Genomic DNA, 15,254 nt, shown 5'->3' on the forward strand with positions numbered 1-15,254 from the left:
GTTAATTTCCATTTGTATTCTCATGTGATAAATTCTAAAAGCATACAATAAATTTAATATGTAAAAAGAAAGGGAATACACATGAAAAATAAATATATCTCGAAGTTGCTAGTTGGGGCAGCAACAATTACGTTAGCTACAATGATTTCAAATGGGGAAGCAAAAGCGAGTGAAAACACGCAACAAACTTCAACTAAGCACCAAACAACTCAAAACAACTACGTAACAGATCAACAAAAAGCTTTTTATCAAGTATTACATCTAAAAGGTATCACAGAAGAACAACGTAACCAATACATCAAAACATTACGCGAACACCCAGAACGTGCACAAGAAGTATTCTCTGAATCACTTAAAGACAGCAAGAACCCAGACCGACGTGTTGCACAACAAAACGCTTTTTACAATGTTCTTAAAAATGATAACTTAACTGAACAAGAAAAAAATAATTACATTGCACAAATTAAAGAAAACCCTGATAGAAGCCAACAAGTTTGGGTAGAATCAGTACAATCTTCTAAAGCTAAAGAACGTCAAAATATTGAAAATGCGGATAAAGCAATTAAAGATTTCCAAGATAACAAAGCACCACACGATAAATCAGCAGCATATGAAGCTAACTCAAAATTACCTAAAGATTTACGTGATAAAAACAACCGCTTTGTAGAAAAAGTTTCAATTGAAAAAGCAATCGTTCGTCATGATGAGCGTGTGAAATCAGCAAATGATGCAATCTCAAAATTAAATGAAAAAGATTCAATTGAAAACAGACGTTTAGCACAACGTGAAGTTAACAAAGCACCTATGGATGTAAAAGAGCATTTACAGAAACAATTAGACGCATTAGTTGCTCAAAAAGATGCTGAAAAGAAAGTGGCGCCAAAAGTTGAGGCTCCTCAAATTCAATCACCACAAATTGAAAAACCTAAAGTAGAATCACCAAAAGTTGAAGTCCCTCAAATTCAATCACCAAAAGTTGAGGTTCCTCAATCTAAATTATTAGGTTACTACCAATCATTAAAAGATTCATTTAACTATGGTTACAAGTATTTAACAGATACTTATAAAAGCTATAAAGAAAAATATGATACAGCAAAGTACTACTATAATACGTACTATAAATACAAAGGTGCGATTGATCAAACAGTATTAACAGTACTAGGTAGTGGTTCTAAATCTTACATCCAACCATTGAAAGTTGATGATAAAAACGGCTACTTAGCTAAATCATATGCACAAGTAAGAAACTATGTAACTGAGTCAATCAATACTGGTAAAGTATTATATACTTTCTACCAAAACCCAACATTAGTAAAAACAGCTATTAAAGCTCAAGAAACTGCATCATCAATCAAAAATACATTAAGTAATTTATTATCATTCTGGAAATAATCAATCAAAAATATCTTCTCTAGTTTTACATCATTTTTTAAATAATTTTCGTAACAAACCGTGATTAAAAAGAACCGTTGATTCTCAATCGAATCTACGGTTCTTTTTTCATTTTCCATCAATTAAATGCTTCTTCGCTATTTGTCAGCCCACTTTTTTACCTGCAACTTGTTAAATAATCCTTACATCGTTAACGAATAGTTCATCATTTAGTTGAATCAGCTCAACTTTATTAACTTCATATTTTCACAAACTATTGCGCAATCCATTCCTTTTCCACTACAAGCACCATAATTAAACAACAATTCAATAAAATAAGACTTGCAAAGCATAGTTATGTAGCTATATAAACGCCTGCGACCAATAAATCTTTTAAACATAACATAATGCAAAAACATCATTTAACAATGCTAAAAATGTCTCTTCAATACATGTTGATAGTAATTAACTTTTAACGAACAGTTAATTCGAAAACGCTTACAAATGGATTATTATATATATGAACTTAAAATTAAATAGAAAGAAAGTGATTTCTATGATTAAAAATAAAATATTAACAGCAACTTTAGCAGTTGGTTTAATAGCCCCTTTAGCCAATCCATTTATAGAAATTTCTAAAGCAGAAAATAAGATAGAAGATATCGGCCAAGGTGCAGAAATCATCAAAAGAACACAAGACATTACTAGCAAACGATTAGCTATAACTCAAAACATTCAATTTGATTTTGTAAAAGATAAAAAATATAACAAAGATGCCCTAGTTGTTAAGATGCAAGGCTTCATTAGCTCTAGAACAACATATTCAGACTTAAAAAAATATCCATATATTAAAAGAATGATATGGCCATTTCAATATAATATCAGTTTGAAAACGAAAGACTCTAATGTTGATTTAATTAATTATCTTCCTAAAAATAAAATTGATTCAGCAGATGTTAGTCAGAAATTAGGCTATAATATCGGCGGAAACTTCCAATCAGCGCCATCAATCGGAGGCAGTGGCTCATTCAACTACTCTAAAACAATTAGTTATAATCAAAAAAACTATGTTACTGAAGTAGAAAGTCAGAACTCTAAAGGTGTTAAATGGGGAGTGAAAGCAAATTCATTCGTTACACCGAATGGTCAAGTATCTGCATATGATCAATACTTATTTGCACAAGACCCAACTGGTCCAGCAGCACGAGACTATTTCGTCCCAGATAATCAACTACCTCCTTTAATTCAAAGTGGCTTTAATCCATCATTTATTACAACATTGTCACACGAAAGAGGTAAAGGTGATAAAAGCGAGTTTGAAATCACTTACGGCAGAAACATGGATGCTACATATGCTTACGTGACAAGACATCGTTTAGCCGTTGATAGAAAACATGATGCTTTTAAAAACCGAAACGTTACAGTTAAATATGAAGTGAACTGGAAAACACATGAAGTAAAAATTAAAAGCATCACACCTAAGTAAACAGTTCAATCATCTTAAAAAATCCTGGGACACTTCATACTTGTCTCAGGATTTTTTAACAAATTGAATCAGCCTCATAACATTAAATTATTTTATCGTACATTAAATTTAATAATAACAACTGATTTTTATAAGAATAAAGTATCGAACCATAGTAGATACACAAATAATACAAATGAAACAATTTAACTTGAAAGCTTAAATAAATATTATCAAGTTAATAAACAATTAATTTTTAGATGGATTCATCAAAAATCGTAAAAAAGCACAATTTGTATTTTACAAACATTAATTAAAAAAGAAAGCAAGACATTCGTGCAATCGGTTACCTTAAATTGTTTACAACTGTCAACAATACCAAGGTTTTATTAACTATATTTCTCACAAAATTAGCTTTTAGCATTCCAAACAAAAAAGGTTAAATCGAACGGAATTATGGCATTTTTAACTTAATTGTAAAAAAAGTTGATAATGGTCAATTGTTAATGAACAGTTAATTATAATAACGCCCAAAATATATTATTATTTAATTAAGTTAAATAAAATTATAGAAAGAAAGTGAAACTTATGCTTAAAAATAAAATATTAACTACAACTTTATCTGTGAGCTTACTTGCCCCTCTTGCCAATCCGTTATTAGAAAATGCTAAAGCTGCTAACGATACTGAAGACATCGGTAAAGGAAGCGATATAGAAATTATCAAAAGGACAGAAGATAAAACAAGTAATAAATGGGGCGTGACTCAAAATATTCAATTTGATTTTGTAAAGGATAAAAAATATAACAAAGATGCTTTGATATTAAAGATGCAAGGATTCATTAGCTCTAGAACAACATATTACAACTATAAAAAAACTAATCATGTTAAAGCTATGCGATGGCCATTCCAATATAATATTGGTTTAAAAACAAATGATAAATATGTTTCTTTAATTAATTATTTACCTAAAAATAAAATTGAATCTACAAACGTGAGTCAGACATTAGGATACAATATCGGTGGTAATTTCCAATCAGCCCCATCACTCGGTGGTAATGGATCATTTAACTATTCTAAATCGATTAGCTATACACAACAAAATTATGTAAGTGAAGTAGAACAACAAAACTCAAAAAGTGTTTTATGGGGCGTCAAAGCGAATTCATTCGCCACTGAATCAGGTCAAAAATCAGCCTTTGATAGCGATTTATTTGTAGGCTACAAACCTCATAGTAAAGATCCTAGAGATTATTTCGTTCCAGACAGTGAGTTACCACCTCTTGTACAAAGTGGATTTAACCCTTCATTTATCGCCACAGTATCTCATGAAAAAGGTTCAAGCGATACAAGCGAATTTGAAATTACTTACGGAAGAAACATGGATGTCACTCATGCCATTAAAAGATCAACGCATTATGGCAACAGTTATTTAGACGGACATAGAGTCCATAATGCATTTGTAAATAGAAACTATACTGTGAAATACGAGGTCAATTGGAAGACTCATGAAATCAAGGTGAAAGGACAGAATTGATATGAAAATGAATAAATTAGTCAAATCATCCGTTGCTACATCTATGGCATTATTATTACTTTCTGGTACTGCTAATGCTGAAGGTAAAATAACACCAGTCAGCGTAAAAAAAGTCGATGACAAAGTTACTTTATACAAAACAACAGCCACAGCAGATTCTGATAAATTTAAAATTTCACAGATTTTAACATTTAATTTCATCAAAGATAAAAGTTATGATAAAGATACTTTAGTACTTAAAGCTACTGGGAATATTAACTCAGGCTTTGTGAAACCTAATCCTAATGACTATGACTTTTCAAAATTATATTGGGGAGCTAAATACAATGTATCTATAAGCTCACAATCTAATGATTCAGTAAACGTCGTTGATTATGCACCAAAAAATCAAAATGAAGAGTTTCAAGTTCAAAATACTTTAGGCTATACATTTGGTGGTGACATTAGTATCTCTAATGGTTTATCTGGTGGACTTAATGGAAATACAGCTTTTTCTGAAACAATTAATTATAAACAAGAAAGTTACAGAACAACATTAAGTCGCAACACAAATTATAAAAATGTTGGCTGGGGAGTTGAAGCACATAAAATTATGAATAATGGTTGGGGACCTTATGGAAGAGATAGCTTCCACCCAACATATGGTAATGAACTCTTCTTAGCTGGCAGACAAAGCAGTGCATACGCTGGCCAAAACTTCATAGCGCAACACCAAATGCCATTATTATCTAGAAGTAACTTCAATCCAGAATTTTTAAGCGTACTATCACACAGACAAGATGGCGCTAAAAAATCTAAAATTACAGTAACTTATCAACGTGAAATGGATTTATACCAAATTCGTTGGAATGGCTTCTACTGGGCAGGCGCAAATTATAAAAACTTTAAAACTAGAACATTTAAATCAACATATGAAATTGATTGGGAAAATCACAAAGTGAAATTGTTAGATACAAAAGAAACTGAAAACAATAAATAGCTAGTAAAACACGGTCGCCAACAGTAATTGTGACGACCGTGTTTTGATTTATTATCTTAGTAATACTGCCATTCTTTTTCTCAATGTGAGATATAAAGGAATAGCTACAATTAAAGTGAATATTACGCCTGGAATCGCGTTTAACAACACTACCCACACAGGTAAATTTAAAATAATAGATAATAGTAGCCTAGATACCAAACTGCCTAATACACTTGCTAAAACTAATGATAGTACATTTATTTTCAATAAATAAACAACTGCAATAGCTATAACTCTAAATATAATAGAGATAATCACATTAATTGGATTAAATACGCCAAATACTAGTAATAATAGGCTAGATAATAATCCACCTAAAAAGTACTTTTTAATTCCAAAGAAAGCTAATATCAATAATGCTGCCGGTGCAGATAATTGAAAATCTAATCCTGGTATAATGGACGGTATTTTCAAAACTGCCAAAATGGTTAAAATCGCAGCAATGACACTAATTTGAGTAATATCTTTTGATGTCATACTAAAACCCCTATACCGTTTCATAAACAACTTGCTTCGGTGTGCTTTCTAAAAATGATATGTAATGATTTAAATCAATACAATCGTCCACAAATATTATTCTGCCTCCATATCTCGTATTAACTGGTTTAATATCAAATAATCGATGGTAACCAATTTTAGCAGCGGCAAAATAACCTGTCGTATACGTTAAGTCATCGGACACGCAAAGTTCTCCTTTGACATACGGATGCGCATTGATACAACTAGCAATTGCTAAGGCATCAGTCACTCTTTCATTAAGATCACCTTTATTATTTATATCTTCAAACGAAAAATGTGTTGCCCTAATCCCCCTTTGTCCAAATGAATCTAAACGTTTACCAGATATAGCAGATAGAATAATAGCTCCTGTATAAACCGTTTCATTTTTAATATATGTCATCCCTTGATTTAGCGCTTGTTCAGTGACACCACATTCTTGTGTTAAATGTTGGAGATTTGCTTTATCATCCTCAATAATTTGTAATGCTTTTATTTGTTGAATCGGTTCCATGATTTTTTGTATTTTTATATTGAGAAAATCCGGTTGCCCATTTTCATGAAAAAAACCTTTATTATAAAACCTTTGTACCGTCTGTTCTATTTTGTCAAACTCACAAATCGTTTCAGCACCACTAATATGAACATCTTGATTGCTAGAACGCATTTTTATACTATACATGACGATCACCTCAATCTTCTTGATGCAAAATTTCAAACAACCTATCTATATCTTGTTCAGTATGAAAATACGACAATGATATTCTTAACATTGGCTTAGTCACAGTTGGATACCTTAAATAACTTGTAAACACATGATGCTTTAATAATGTTTGATGAATGTTCTCAGCCGCTTCTATGTCATCAAACTCAATAAACTTAATCGGCGAGTTTGAACTATTATAATTAACATTGAGTGCTTTTAACTTTTGGTTAAAATATTTACTCAAACTATTTAATTTAGTGCGTCTATCATCAGCATTTATTAACTTTTCAATGTTTCTTTTTATAAAATACAAATTATAAATTGGCAAACTACTTGAGTAGATGAGTGGTCTACCGTGATTAATTAACATATCCTTCACATCATTTGAACTTAAAATCACACCCCCGTATGCACCACATGCTTTAGATAAACTAGAAGTGAGTATATCTACACCTTGATAATTCGAGTAATTCTCTATTCCAAAACTATGTGAAACATCGAGTATCAGTGTTGCGTTATATTTATGCTTTAATGAGACTAATTGACCAATATCCACAACGTCGCCATTCGTTGAAAATACACTATCAGATATGATTATTTTTGGTATATTTTGATTAGGGTATTTCTCTAACCTTTTTTCTAAATCAGCAATATCTAAATGCTTATATATCACTTTTTCTAAACCACTTAACTTAATACCGTCAATAATACTCGCATGATTTTCTTGATCTGAAAACACGACACAATTTGTATTTTTGAAAATATTAAATAACGCCAAATTAGCATCATAACCACTATTTAAGATAGTACATGCACTATATCCGAGCCAACCTGCTAACATTGTTTCAATTTCTTCATAAGCTGTCGAACTTCCACTAATTAATCTTGAACTTGATAAGTGATAACTATACTTCCGCATAAATCTTTCGAAATCATCCTTATCAAACGCTATTTGACCTAATCCTAAATAATCATTAGATGTATAGTTCGTACATCTCTTATTTTCTACTTCAATATACTGTCTATCTATATACCCTACCGATTTAAGCGACCGATATAACCCTTTCTGTTGTAATAAATCAATTTGCTCTTGAAACTTCATTCTTGTTTTCCTTATTTTCACAAGTGTCATAATCAATTTCAAAGCCTAAATCATTAATCATATCGTAGTCTAATTGGTTCGGTTGCCCACCAGTAATTAGATAATCACCGACAAATATTGAATTCGCCGCTTTTAATGCTAATGGCTGTAACGAACGTAAGTTGACCTCTCTTCCTCCAGCAATACGAATTTCTTTCGTAGGATTGATTAATCGGAATAATGCTACGATTCTTAAACATTTCATTGGTGTTAAATCATCCATGCTTCCAAACTTTGTGCCTTTGATTGGATGCAAAAAATTAATCGGAATACTGTCGGCATCCATTTCTTTTAAAGCAAATGCCATATCAACAATATCTTGATTAGATTCTCCCATACCACAAATCACGCCAGAACATGGTGATATATTATTCGCTTTCATTAGTTCTATCGTATCTGTTCTATCTTTATAACTATGCGTTGTCACGACGTTATCATGGTAATTTTCACTTGTATTAATATTGTGGTTATATCTGTCTACACCAGCTGACTTAAGTTTCTTAGCTTGTTCGTCATTCGTTAATCCTAAACATGCACAGATTTTTAGTTGCGGGTGTTGAGATTTAATCGTTCTTACAGTATTACTAATATGATCAACTTCTTTATCGCTCGGTCCTCTACCACTCATAACAATACAATATGTTCCAATATGATTATCATGTGCCACCTTTGCTCCATCGATAATTTGTTCCTCTGGAATTAAAGCATATCGCTGTTTTTGTTTAATATCTCGTGATTGTCCACAGTACCCACAATTTTCAGGACATATACCACTTTTAGCATTTAAAATCATGTTTAATTTTACTTTTTTACCAAAATAATGTTTTCTTAAAATGTACGCCTCATTTAATAAATCTAAGGTATCAATATTAGTATCCTCATAAATTTTCAATACAGTCTCTTTTGTTAATTGTTCCCCTTGTAATATGCGTTTAGCCAAATTCATATTAACACTTCCTATCTAAAATGTTATGTACTGCCTTTTTAAAAATACGTACCATCGTTTTCACTTCTTTATTTGACATACTTAACACTGGCACAAACGTAATGACATTTTCTAAATTTCTAATCATTAGCCCGTTTTCTTTACAATTACGTACAATACGTTCAACTTTTTCAATTTCTAACGGCGTTTTACTATCTTTATCTGTAACTAATTCAACTCCAAACATTAAGCCTCGTCCTCTTACATCACCAACATTTCGATGACGCTTCAGCGCATGTAACTGTTTCTCAAGTGTTGATGATGTCGTTTCAATATGTGACAATAACTTACGTTTTTCATAAAGTCTTATATTTTCTAATGCAACCGTACAAACGATTTGATTTCCGGTGTATGTATGACCATGGAAAAAGGTATTCACACCATGCGAATCACTTAAAAATGCATTGTATATTTTTTTAGATGTCAATGTAGCTGCAAGTGGTAAGTAGCCACCAGTAATCGCCTTACCTAAACACATAATATCCGGTTGAACATCTTCATGATTGCATGCAAACATCTTTCCAGTTCTCCCAAAACCAACTGCTACCTCATCACAAATTAATAAGACATCGTATTTTTTGCACAATTTCTCGACTTCTTTCAAAAAGCCTTTAGGATGAACAAACAAGCCTGTCGCACCTTGAATCAACGGTTCCAATATAAACCCTGCGATTTCATCATTTCTTTCAATTAGAATTTGCTCTATATTCGTTAAAATAGCTGTCATCATTTCATTTTCAGTATCGTAATTACTGCGATAGAAAGATGGGCTTTCTACTTGAATATTCTCAAATATTAAGTCTTTAAATATTTTATGAAAGGTCTTGATACCACCAACACTTACCGCACCAATCGTATCCCCATGATAACCGTGATTTAGCGTTATAAACTTGTTTTTCTTGGCATATTTTTCTCTATCAATATTTTTCCAATACTGATATGCCATCTTTATTGCGATTTCAACAGACGCACTGCCTGTATCAGAATAAAATACTTTTCTTAGATTACTTGGCGTGATTTCGATTAATTTTTCCGCAAGTTCTATTGACGGAATATTTGATGATCCTAGCAGCGTAGAATGGGCAATTTTATTGAGTTGCTTTTTAATTACCTTATTTAAGTATTTGTTATTATGACCATGCACATTGACCCACAACGATGCATAACCATCTAAATATTTATTGCCATTCGTATCGTAAAGGTAACTACCCTTTCCTTTTTCAATGATGATTGCTTCTTCTTTGCTATATACACCCATTTGTGTAAATGGATGCCAAACATATTCTGAGTCTTTTTGTTTAAGTTGTTGTGTGTAATTCATTTTTAACTCCTATTAATTGTTTTAAAAATGCTTCTGAGAAATTTTCATACGTGGCATGTTCTTCAAATGTATAGACTGTTTTATTTGTTAATTTTCCAATCGTCATTTGATTGTCTTTTTCAATATAGCTGTCTGTATAGCGATTCATTATTAAAAAATTACTCGCCGATACATTCTGATTAACATAATCTTGGTGAACAATGGCATCGCTAATAGCACCTAATTTTGATGGCAACACACTGATGACACAATCTGCACAATCATTGATTAGATCTTTAGTCATGTAGAAATCATCTGTACCTTCATATATTGGTACGGCAATTCCCCCAGCACCCTCAATTAAGATAAAATCAAATTCCTTATCTAAAACTTTTACCTTATCTAATACACGCTGCTTATTTAGAAAAATTTGATCTGTCATTTTAAATGCAAGGTGTGGTGATACAGGTTGCTTAAAAGTATAAAGTGACGTTATGTCATAGCTTAAATCACATTCATTTTTAAATACTTCTAAATCTGGAAACGTCCCGTCTTGGCGTTCCTCAGTTTGAAATGGTTTAAAAATACAAACTCGATGACCACGTGTTTTCAAAGCATGGTATAAATGCTTTGTAACATAGGTTTTGCCTACATCAGTATTCGTACTTGTAATAAAAATCCTCATAAAAATAACCACCTCAATCCAAATGTAAACTTTTATAATTAATAAGTTTACATTTAAGGCGCATGTTTTTCAAGAAAACATGAATTTAAACTTCTCAGTATAACTATAAATTTTGGCAAAATTTTGACCTTGCTATTGAAATGACTAAGACTTCTTAAGGAATTCGGGCAGATATAAACAGCGATTCGATAAAATATGTCAGTTAAAATTAATAATTGCATTATTTCTTAATAAAAAGACATCCTAGCTTTACCATCTTGTGAAACAATCCATTAATTGTAATATTACGTTGAGCGCCTTGTTCATCAATGCTATAATTAGTTACATAATAAATTGAACATCTAAATACACCAAATCCCCTCACTATTGCCCTAGTGAGGGGATTTATTTTGCTGTTGATTATCTATCACCCTTTTTATTTCCAAATTCTGATTCCATATTAAACTATTATTTATAATTTCCAGCCTGCTGATTTACTTTTTATTCTTATAAAGTCTTGATACATTCCTGGTTTTCGAATTAATTCATCATGACTACCTTTTTGAATTATTTCACCTTCATTGAGCACTATAATCTGATCTGCATTTTTAATAGTTTCAAGTTTATGTGCAATTGTAATTACTGTTTTGCCTTTACTTAATTCATTAATTGCCGTTTGAATCAGCTGTTCATTTTCAGGGTCAATACTTGCAGTTGCTTCATCTAAAATAATTATTGGTGCATCTTTTAATATCGCCCTAGCAATAGAAATCCTTTGCTTTTCTCCGCCAGATAAATTACTACCTTTTTCATTTAGCATTGTTTGATATCCCTCAGGTAATGACATGATGAAGTCGTGGCAACATGCTTGCTTCGCTGCACGAATAATTTCTTCTTTCGTTGCACCTGGATTGCCAAACAATATGTTATTTTCAATCGTATCATTAAATAAATACACCTTTTGAAATACTGCACTAATTTTCGACATTAACGTACTTAATGTCATATCTTTAATATCAACACCATCGATGCGAATATTTCCATCATCGATATCATAAAAGCGCAAGAGTAAGTGACATAATGTAGATTTCCCACTTCCTGAAGGTCCAATTATTGCTGTTGATGTTTGTGTAGGTATCTCAAAATTCACATTCTTTATCACTTGTTTATCATCATATGAAAAGTTCACGTTTTGAAAAGCGATATTTTCATTTTTAATCGTCAAATTTTTTCCATTCTCATCCAGTTCTGGAGCATTTTTTATCTTTTCAATATCATCTATCGTCATATCTATCATTTCAAGTACGTGTGCAGCACTATTAATATTTTCAACACTATCAAATATCACAAATGAAAAAATTGAAATCATAATAAGGGTAGGTAAATCAATACTATGATTCATATATAATAAGCATGCAACTAATACAATCATTATTGAAACAACTTTTAAACTAAGTAAATGCAATAAATTGAATGGGATATATTGCATTTCTATTTTTGTATTTATACGTTTACTTTCATTGACTGCTTGGTTAAAACTTTTAAGACTCGTATTTTCTTTCGCGAATGATTTTATTACTTGAATACCACGAATAACCTCCAATACCTTTTCCACTAATTGGTTTTGTACATTATGATACGCTGGCGCATTTTGTCGACTCTTTCTTTCTAATAATTGAATCGCAAAAAATGATAGTAATACGCCAATGCATGCTAATAATGATACTTGCCACGAAACTACAAGTAGAGACAATATGAGTACTGTAATTAATATGTATCCATTAACAACAACGTCCACCATTTTCATAGCAAAGTTTTCTAAAAAGGTTAAATCTGTTGTTACTATTGTTGTTAACTCATTTGAATGATGCGAATTAAAATAACCTAACCTTACATTTTTCAATTTATCCCCTATATCTAAACGTTCTTTCGCACTCATTTCATAAGCGATGCTCTCATGGCTTTTGCTTTTGAAATATGCTGTAATAAATCGTCCAATCACTAATAAAACCATGATAATTACAACATTCAATATATCTTTCATATAAATAGGTTTATGAGATAGCACATTATTAAATATTTTTGCAGCTAAAAAGATAGGTAACGCAATAAAAATAGCATTTAAAAATGACATGCTAAATCCTAAAATCATTCTTGCTTTATATGGTCTTATCCAGTTTAAAATTTTAAATGTAATTTGAAACATATTTGACCTCCTTTTCTCATTAGTTTAATTATGTCCAGTATTGATTCCCCAATCTTTTGTATGCATGTGCGTATCCCACATTTTCTTATAATTACCGTTTAATTTTAGCAATAAGTGATGTGACCCTTTTTCTAAAATTTGTTGTTTACCTAAAACAATAATTTGATCTGCATGTTGAATCGTAGATAACCGATGTGCAATAACAATCAATGTTTTATCCTGCGTCAACACATTTAATGCTTCTTGAATTTTTTGTTCGTTGTCTGGATCAACGTAAACAGTCGCTTCATCTAATACAATGATAGGCGCATCTTTTAATATCATTCTTGCAATAGTGACTCGTTGTTTTTCACCACCAGACAATTTATCTCCCACTGTACCAACATTCGTATCATATCCATCTGGCAACTTTTCAATAAATTCATGACATTGTGCTAACTTGGCAGCTTTTTCAACTGCCTCATCCGTAGCTTCTGGATTGCCAAGTTTAATATTTTCTTTAAAAGTAAGATTTAATAAAAAGTTATCTTGTCCAACAAAACCAACTAAATCGTTAAGTTGTTTCGATTCAATATCTTTTATATTTATACCGCCAATCGTAATTTCACCTGAAGTCACATCCCAGTATCGTGATATAAGCTTGGCAATGGTTGACTTACCGCTACCAGATGCCCCGACGATAGCTGTGAAATTATTTTCTGGTACTGTAAATGATAAATGCTTAAAGACCAGATCGTCCTTATCTTTGTTATATGAAAATCCAACATTATTAAAAGCAATTTCATAATGTTGAGGCTTCTTAAATTTTGTTGACAATACTAACTCTTCTAGACTTAATATTTGATTCACTTCAGTTAATGCGTATTGTATAGACTTTAAATGATTTACATAATTAGTAAAATTCTTAATCGGTGCTACTACACCTAAAGATAATACGATGCATAGGAAAAATTCCGCATAGTTTAATTGGTTGATAGATATCAAATACATGCCGACCGGTAAAATCCCTAAAAATGTTGAAGGTAATACACTAGCTCCTAAATTCATATACCCCCATGTATTTTTAAACCAATTCAAAGTGTGAATCTTATAATTATCTACTGCATCTTTATATTTTTTATATGAACTTTGAGATTGATTAAATGTTTTAATCACTTCAATGCCTTCGATAAACTCTACAATCGCGCTATTCATATAATTATTCGATTTCATTTGTTCAGCATATGTCTCATTAAATCCAGACATAACTTTTTTAAAAGCGAAAATTGAAATTGGTATCGTTACTAATAAGGCACTAGCCATACGCCAATCAATGAGCATTATGTATAAAAAGATAGCAGCTGACAAAAGTAAGTTTCCTATAACTTCAGGAATCATATGTGCTAAAGGTAATTCTATTGTTTCAACCTTATCGACAAATATATTTTTTAATTCACCTATTTTCTTAGATTCCACTACGCCTAAAGGGAGACGCATTAATTTTTGAGCTAATTTTTTACGAATTTCAGATAAAATTTCATATGCCGTAATATGTGATAGCATCGTTGACGCTCCAAAACAACACACTTGTGAAATATAAGCGATTAAAGCAATAAAGATATAAACCATAATCGAATTAATCGTATATGTATTGTTAATCATCATTAAAATAATTTTAAATACTGCCCAATAAGGAACTAATCCAGAAAAGACACTGATGATAGACAACAAAATTGATAACATAATTTTCCATTTACTATCAGAAGCAAATCCGCTGAGTATCTTTATCCAATTTGTCTGATTGTTCATCGTATATGTAACTCCTTTCAATTAATAATCTAAATTAAGCCGCTTATATTATTTATTTCACTGGATGATATACATAATATAAATTTGTTATTTGTTAAAAATTAATACTTATTACAAGTACATCATATATTAGTTGATAACGATTATCAATGTCGCGTGGATTTGTGACACATTTCTTTTAAAAATTCACAAGGTTATGGGGCAGAAATGATAAAGAGCCACTAATGATTTATTATGTAGTGGTTCTGGGAGTGGGACAGAAATGATATTTTCACAAAATTTATTTCGTCGTCCCACCCCAACTTGCATTGTCTCTAGAAATTGGGAATCCAATTTCTCTTTGTTGGGTCCCTGAATATAGCCTTGTAGAGTCTAGTACATTGATTTGTATCCCAATGTCCCTATAATTGATTATTCGCTTTATCTAATGATCCTATGACTCAACTATTAAATCATTTTTCGAAATACTTAATTCTAATATAATTAAATTCATTTATTGTAATATTGCAAAAATACATTGCACACCTTGTTCATCAATGCTATAATTAATTACATAATAAATTGAACATCTAA

General features: G+C 31.2%; 13 protein-coding genes. 4 read left to right on the forward strand and 9 right to left on the reverse strand.

The window, feature by feature from the left end; all coding sequences use genetic code 11:
* Positions 1 to 81 precede the first annotated feature (81 nt).
* From sbi to hlgB, 4 genes are all read left to right on the forward strand, one after another.
* Entirely contained in the window at positions 82 to 1,392 is a 1,311-nt protein-coding gene (gene sbi, locus JG553_RS09310; RefSeq protein ID WP_000792564.1) for an immunoglobulin-binding protein Sbi, read from the forward strand.
* A gap of 535 nt (positions 1,393 to 1,927) precedes the next feature.
* Positions 1,928 to 2,857 carry a bi-component gamma-hemolysin HlgAB subunit A gene (gene hlgA / locus JG553_RS09315; RefSeq protein ID WP_000594519.1) on the forward strand — a complete coding sequence of 310 codons (930 nt, stop codon included), beginning with the start codon at positions 1,928 to 1,930 and terminating at the stop codon, positions 2,855 to 2,857.
* Positions 2,858 to 3,424: 567 nt separating this feature from the next.
* On the forward strand, positions 3,425 to 4,372 hold the full coding sequence (gene hlgC, locus JG553_RS09320; protein ID WP_000916713.1) for a bi-component gamma-hemolysin HlgCB subunit C: 948 nt from the start codon (positions 3,425 to 3,427) through the stop codon (positions 4,370 to 4,372).
* 1 nt (position 4,373) lies between these two features.
* A complete protein-coding gene (hlgB, locus tag JG553_RS09325; protein WP_000783428.1) occupies positions 4,374 to 5,351 on the forward strand; it encodes a bi-component gamma-hemolysin HlgAB/HlgCB subunit B in 978 nt (325 codons plus the stop codon).
* A gap of 51 nt (positions 5,352 to 5,402) precedes the next feature.
* Here hlgB and JG553_RS09330 read toward each other — a convergent pair whose 3' ends face one another.
* From JG553_RS09330 to JG553_RS09370, 9 genes are all read right to left on the reverse strand, one after another.
* Positions 5,403 to 5,870, reverse strand: a complete 468-nt coding sequence (locus tag JG553_RS09330; protein WP_000200948.1) for a QueT transporter family protein — start codon at positions 5,868 to 5,870, stop codon at positions 5,403 to 5,405.
* A gap of 10 nt (positions 5,871 to 5,880) precedes the next feature.
* Positions 5,881 to 6,573 (reverse strand): 6-carboxyhexanoate--CoA ligase, encoded by a 693-nt coding sequence (locus JG553_RS09335; RefSeq protein WP_000286875.1) that lies wholly within the window; start codon positions 6,571 to 6,573, stop codon positions 5,881 to 5,883.
* Between the two features lie 10 nt (positions 6,574 to 6,583).
* The gene (locus tag JG553_RS09340; protein WP_000671751.1) at positions 6,584 to 7,699 is read right to left on the reverse strand and encodes an aminotransferase class I/II-fold pyridoxal phosphate-dependent enzyme; all 1,116 of its coding nucleotides are present in this window, start codon (positions 7,697 to 7,699) and stop codon (positions 6,584 to 6,586) included.
* Positions 7,677 to 8,684, reverse strand: coding sequence for a biotin synthase BioB (bioB, locus tag JG553_RS09345; RefSeq protein ID WP_001046646.1), 1,008 nt, complete (start codon positions 8,682 to 8,684; stop codon positions 7,677 to 7,679). The genes JG553_RS09340 and bioB overlap by 23 nt, the downstream gene beginning before the upstream one ends.
* Before the next feature lies 1 nt (position 8,685).
* Positions 8,686 to 10,044 (reverse strand): adenosylmethionine--8-amino-7-oxononanoate transaminase, encoded by a 1,359-nt coding sequence (gene bioA / locus JG553_RS09350; RefSeq protein ID WP_001110064.1) that lies wholly within the window; start codon positions 10,042 to 10,044, stop codon positions 8,686 to 8,688.
* Positions 10,022 to 10,708 carry a dethiobiotin synthase gene (gene bioD, locus JG553_RS09355; RefSeq protein WP_001217917.1) on the reverse strand — a complete coding sequence of 229 codons (687 nt, stop codon included), beginning with the start codon at positions 10,706 to 10,708 and terminating at the stop codon, positions 10,022 to 10,024. The genes bioA and bioD overlap by 23 nt, the downstream gene beginning before the upstream one ends.
* A gap of 53 nt (positions 10,709 to 10,761) precedes the next feature.
* Positions 10,762 to 10,929 carry a hypothetical protein gene (locus JG553_RS09360; RefSeq protein WP_001790576.1) on the reverse strand — a complete coding sequence of 56 codons (168 nt, stop codon included), beginning with the start codon at positions 10,927 to 10,929 and terminating at the stop codon, positions 10,762 to 10,764.
* Between the two features lie 230 nt (positions 10,930 to 11,159).
* Positions 11,160 to 12,893 (reverse strand): ABC transporter ATP-binding protein, encoded by a 1,734-nt coding sequence (locus JG553_RS09365; protein WP_000486494.1) that lies wholly within the window; start codon positions 12,891 to 12,893, stop codon positions 11,160 to 11,162.
* A 24-nt stretch (positions 12,894 to 12,917) separates the two neighbouring features.
* On the reverse strand, positions 12,918 to 14,681 hold the full coding sequence (locus tag JG553_RS09370; protein WP_001064838.1) for an ABC transporter ATP-binding protein: 1,764 nt from the start codon (positions 14,679 to 14,681) through the stop codon (positions 12,918 to 12,920).
* Positions 14,682 to 15,254 lie beyond the last annotated feature (573 nt).

Origin of the sequence: Staphylococcus sp. T93 (assembly GCF_016743875.1) — a bacterium.
Taxonomy (GTDB): Bacteria; Bacillota; Bacilli; order Staphylococcales; family Staphylococcaceae; genus Staphylococcus; species Staphylococcus aureus.

What these genes read in the sequence shown, in the direction of transcription:
- sbi (WP_000792564.1), top strand. Translation starts at nt 82, where the DNA reads ATGAAAAATAAATATATCTCGAAGTTGCTAGTTGGGGCAGCAACAATT.
- hlgA (WP_000594519.1), top strand. Translation starts at nt 1,928, where the DNA reads ATGATTAAAAATAAAATATTAACAGCAACTTTAGCAGTTGGTTTAATA.
- hlgC (WP_000916713.1), top strand. Translation starts at nt 3,425, where the DNA reads ATGCTTAAAAATAAAATATTAACTACAACTTTATCTGTGAGCTTACTT.
- hlgB (WP_000783428.1), top strand. Translation starts at nt 4,374, where the DNA reads ATGAAAATGAATAAATTAGTCAAATCATCCGTTGCTACATCTATGGCA.
- JG553_RS09330 (WP_000200948.1), bottom strand. Translation starts at nt 5,870, where the DNA reads ATGACATCAAAAGATATTACTCAAATTAGTGTCATTGCTGCGATTTTA.
- JG553_RS09335 (WP_000286875.1), bottom strand. Translation starts at nt 6,573, where the DNA reads ATGTATAGTATAAAAATGCGTTCTAGCAATCAAGATGTTCATATTAGT.
- JG553_RS09340 (WP_000671751.1), bottom strand. Translation starts at nt 7,699, where the DNA reads ATGAAGTTTCAAGAGCAAATTGATTTATTACAACAGAAAGGGTTATAT.
- bioB (WP_001046646.1), bottom strand. Translation starts at nt 8,684, where the DNA reads ATGAATTTGGCTAAACGCATATTACAAGGGGAACAATTAACAAAAGAG.
- bioA (WP_001110064.1), bottom strand. Translation starts at nt 10,044, where the DNA reads ATGAATTACACACAACAACTTAAACAAAAAGACTCAGAATATGTTTGG.
- bioD (WP_001217917.1), bottom strand. Translation starts at nt 10,708, where the DNA reads ATGAGGATTTTTATTACAAGTACGAATACTGATGTAGGCAAAACCTAT.
- JG553_RS09360 (WP_001790576.1), bottom strand. Translation starts at nt 10,929, where the DNA reads ATGCAATTATTAATTTTAACTGACATATTTTATCGAATCGCTGTTTAT.
- JG553_RS09365 (WP_000486494.1), bottom strand. Translation starts at nt 12,893, where the DNA reads ATGTTTCAAATTACATTTAAAATTTTAAACTGGATAAGACCATATAAA.
- JG553_RS09370 (WP_001064838.1), bottom strand. Translation starts at nt 14,681, where the DNA reads ATGAACAATCAGACAAATTGGATAAAGATACTCAGCGGATTTGCTTCT.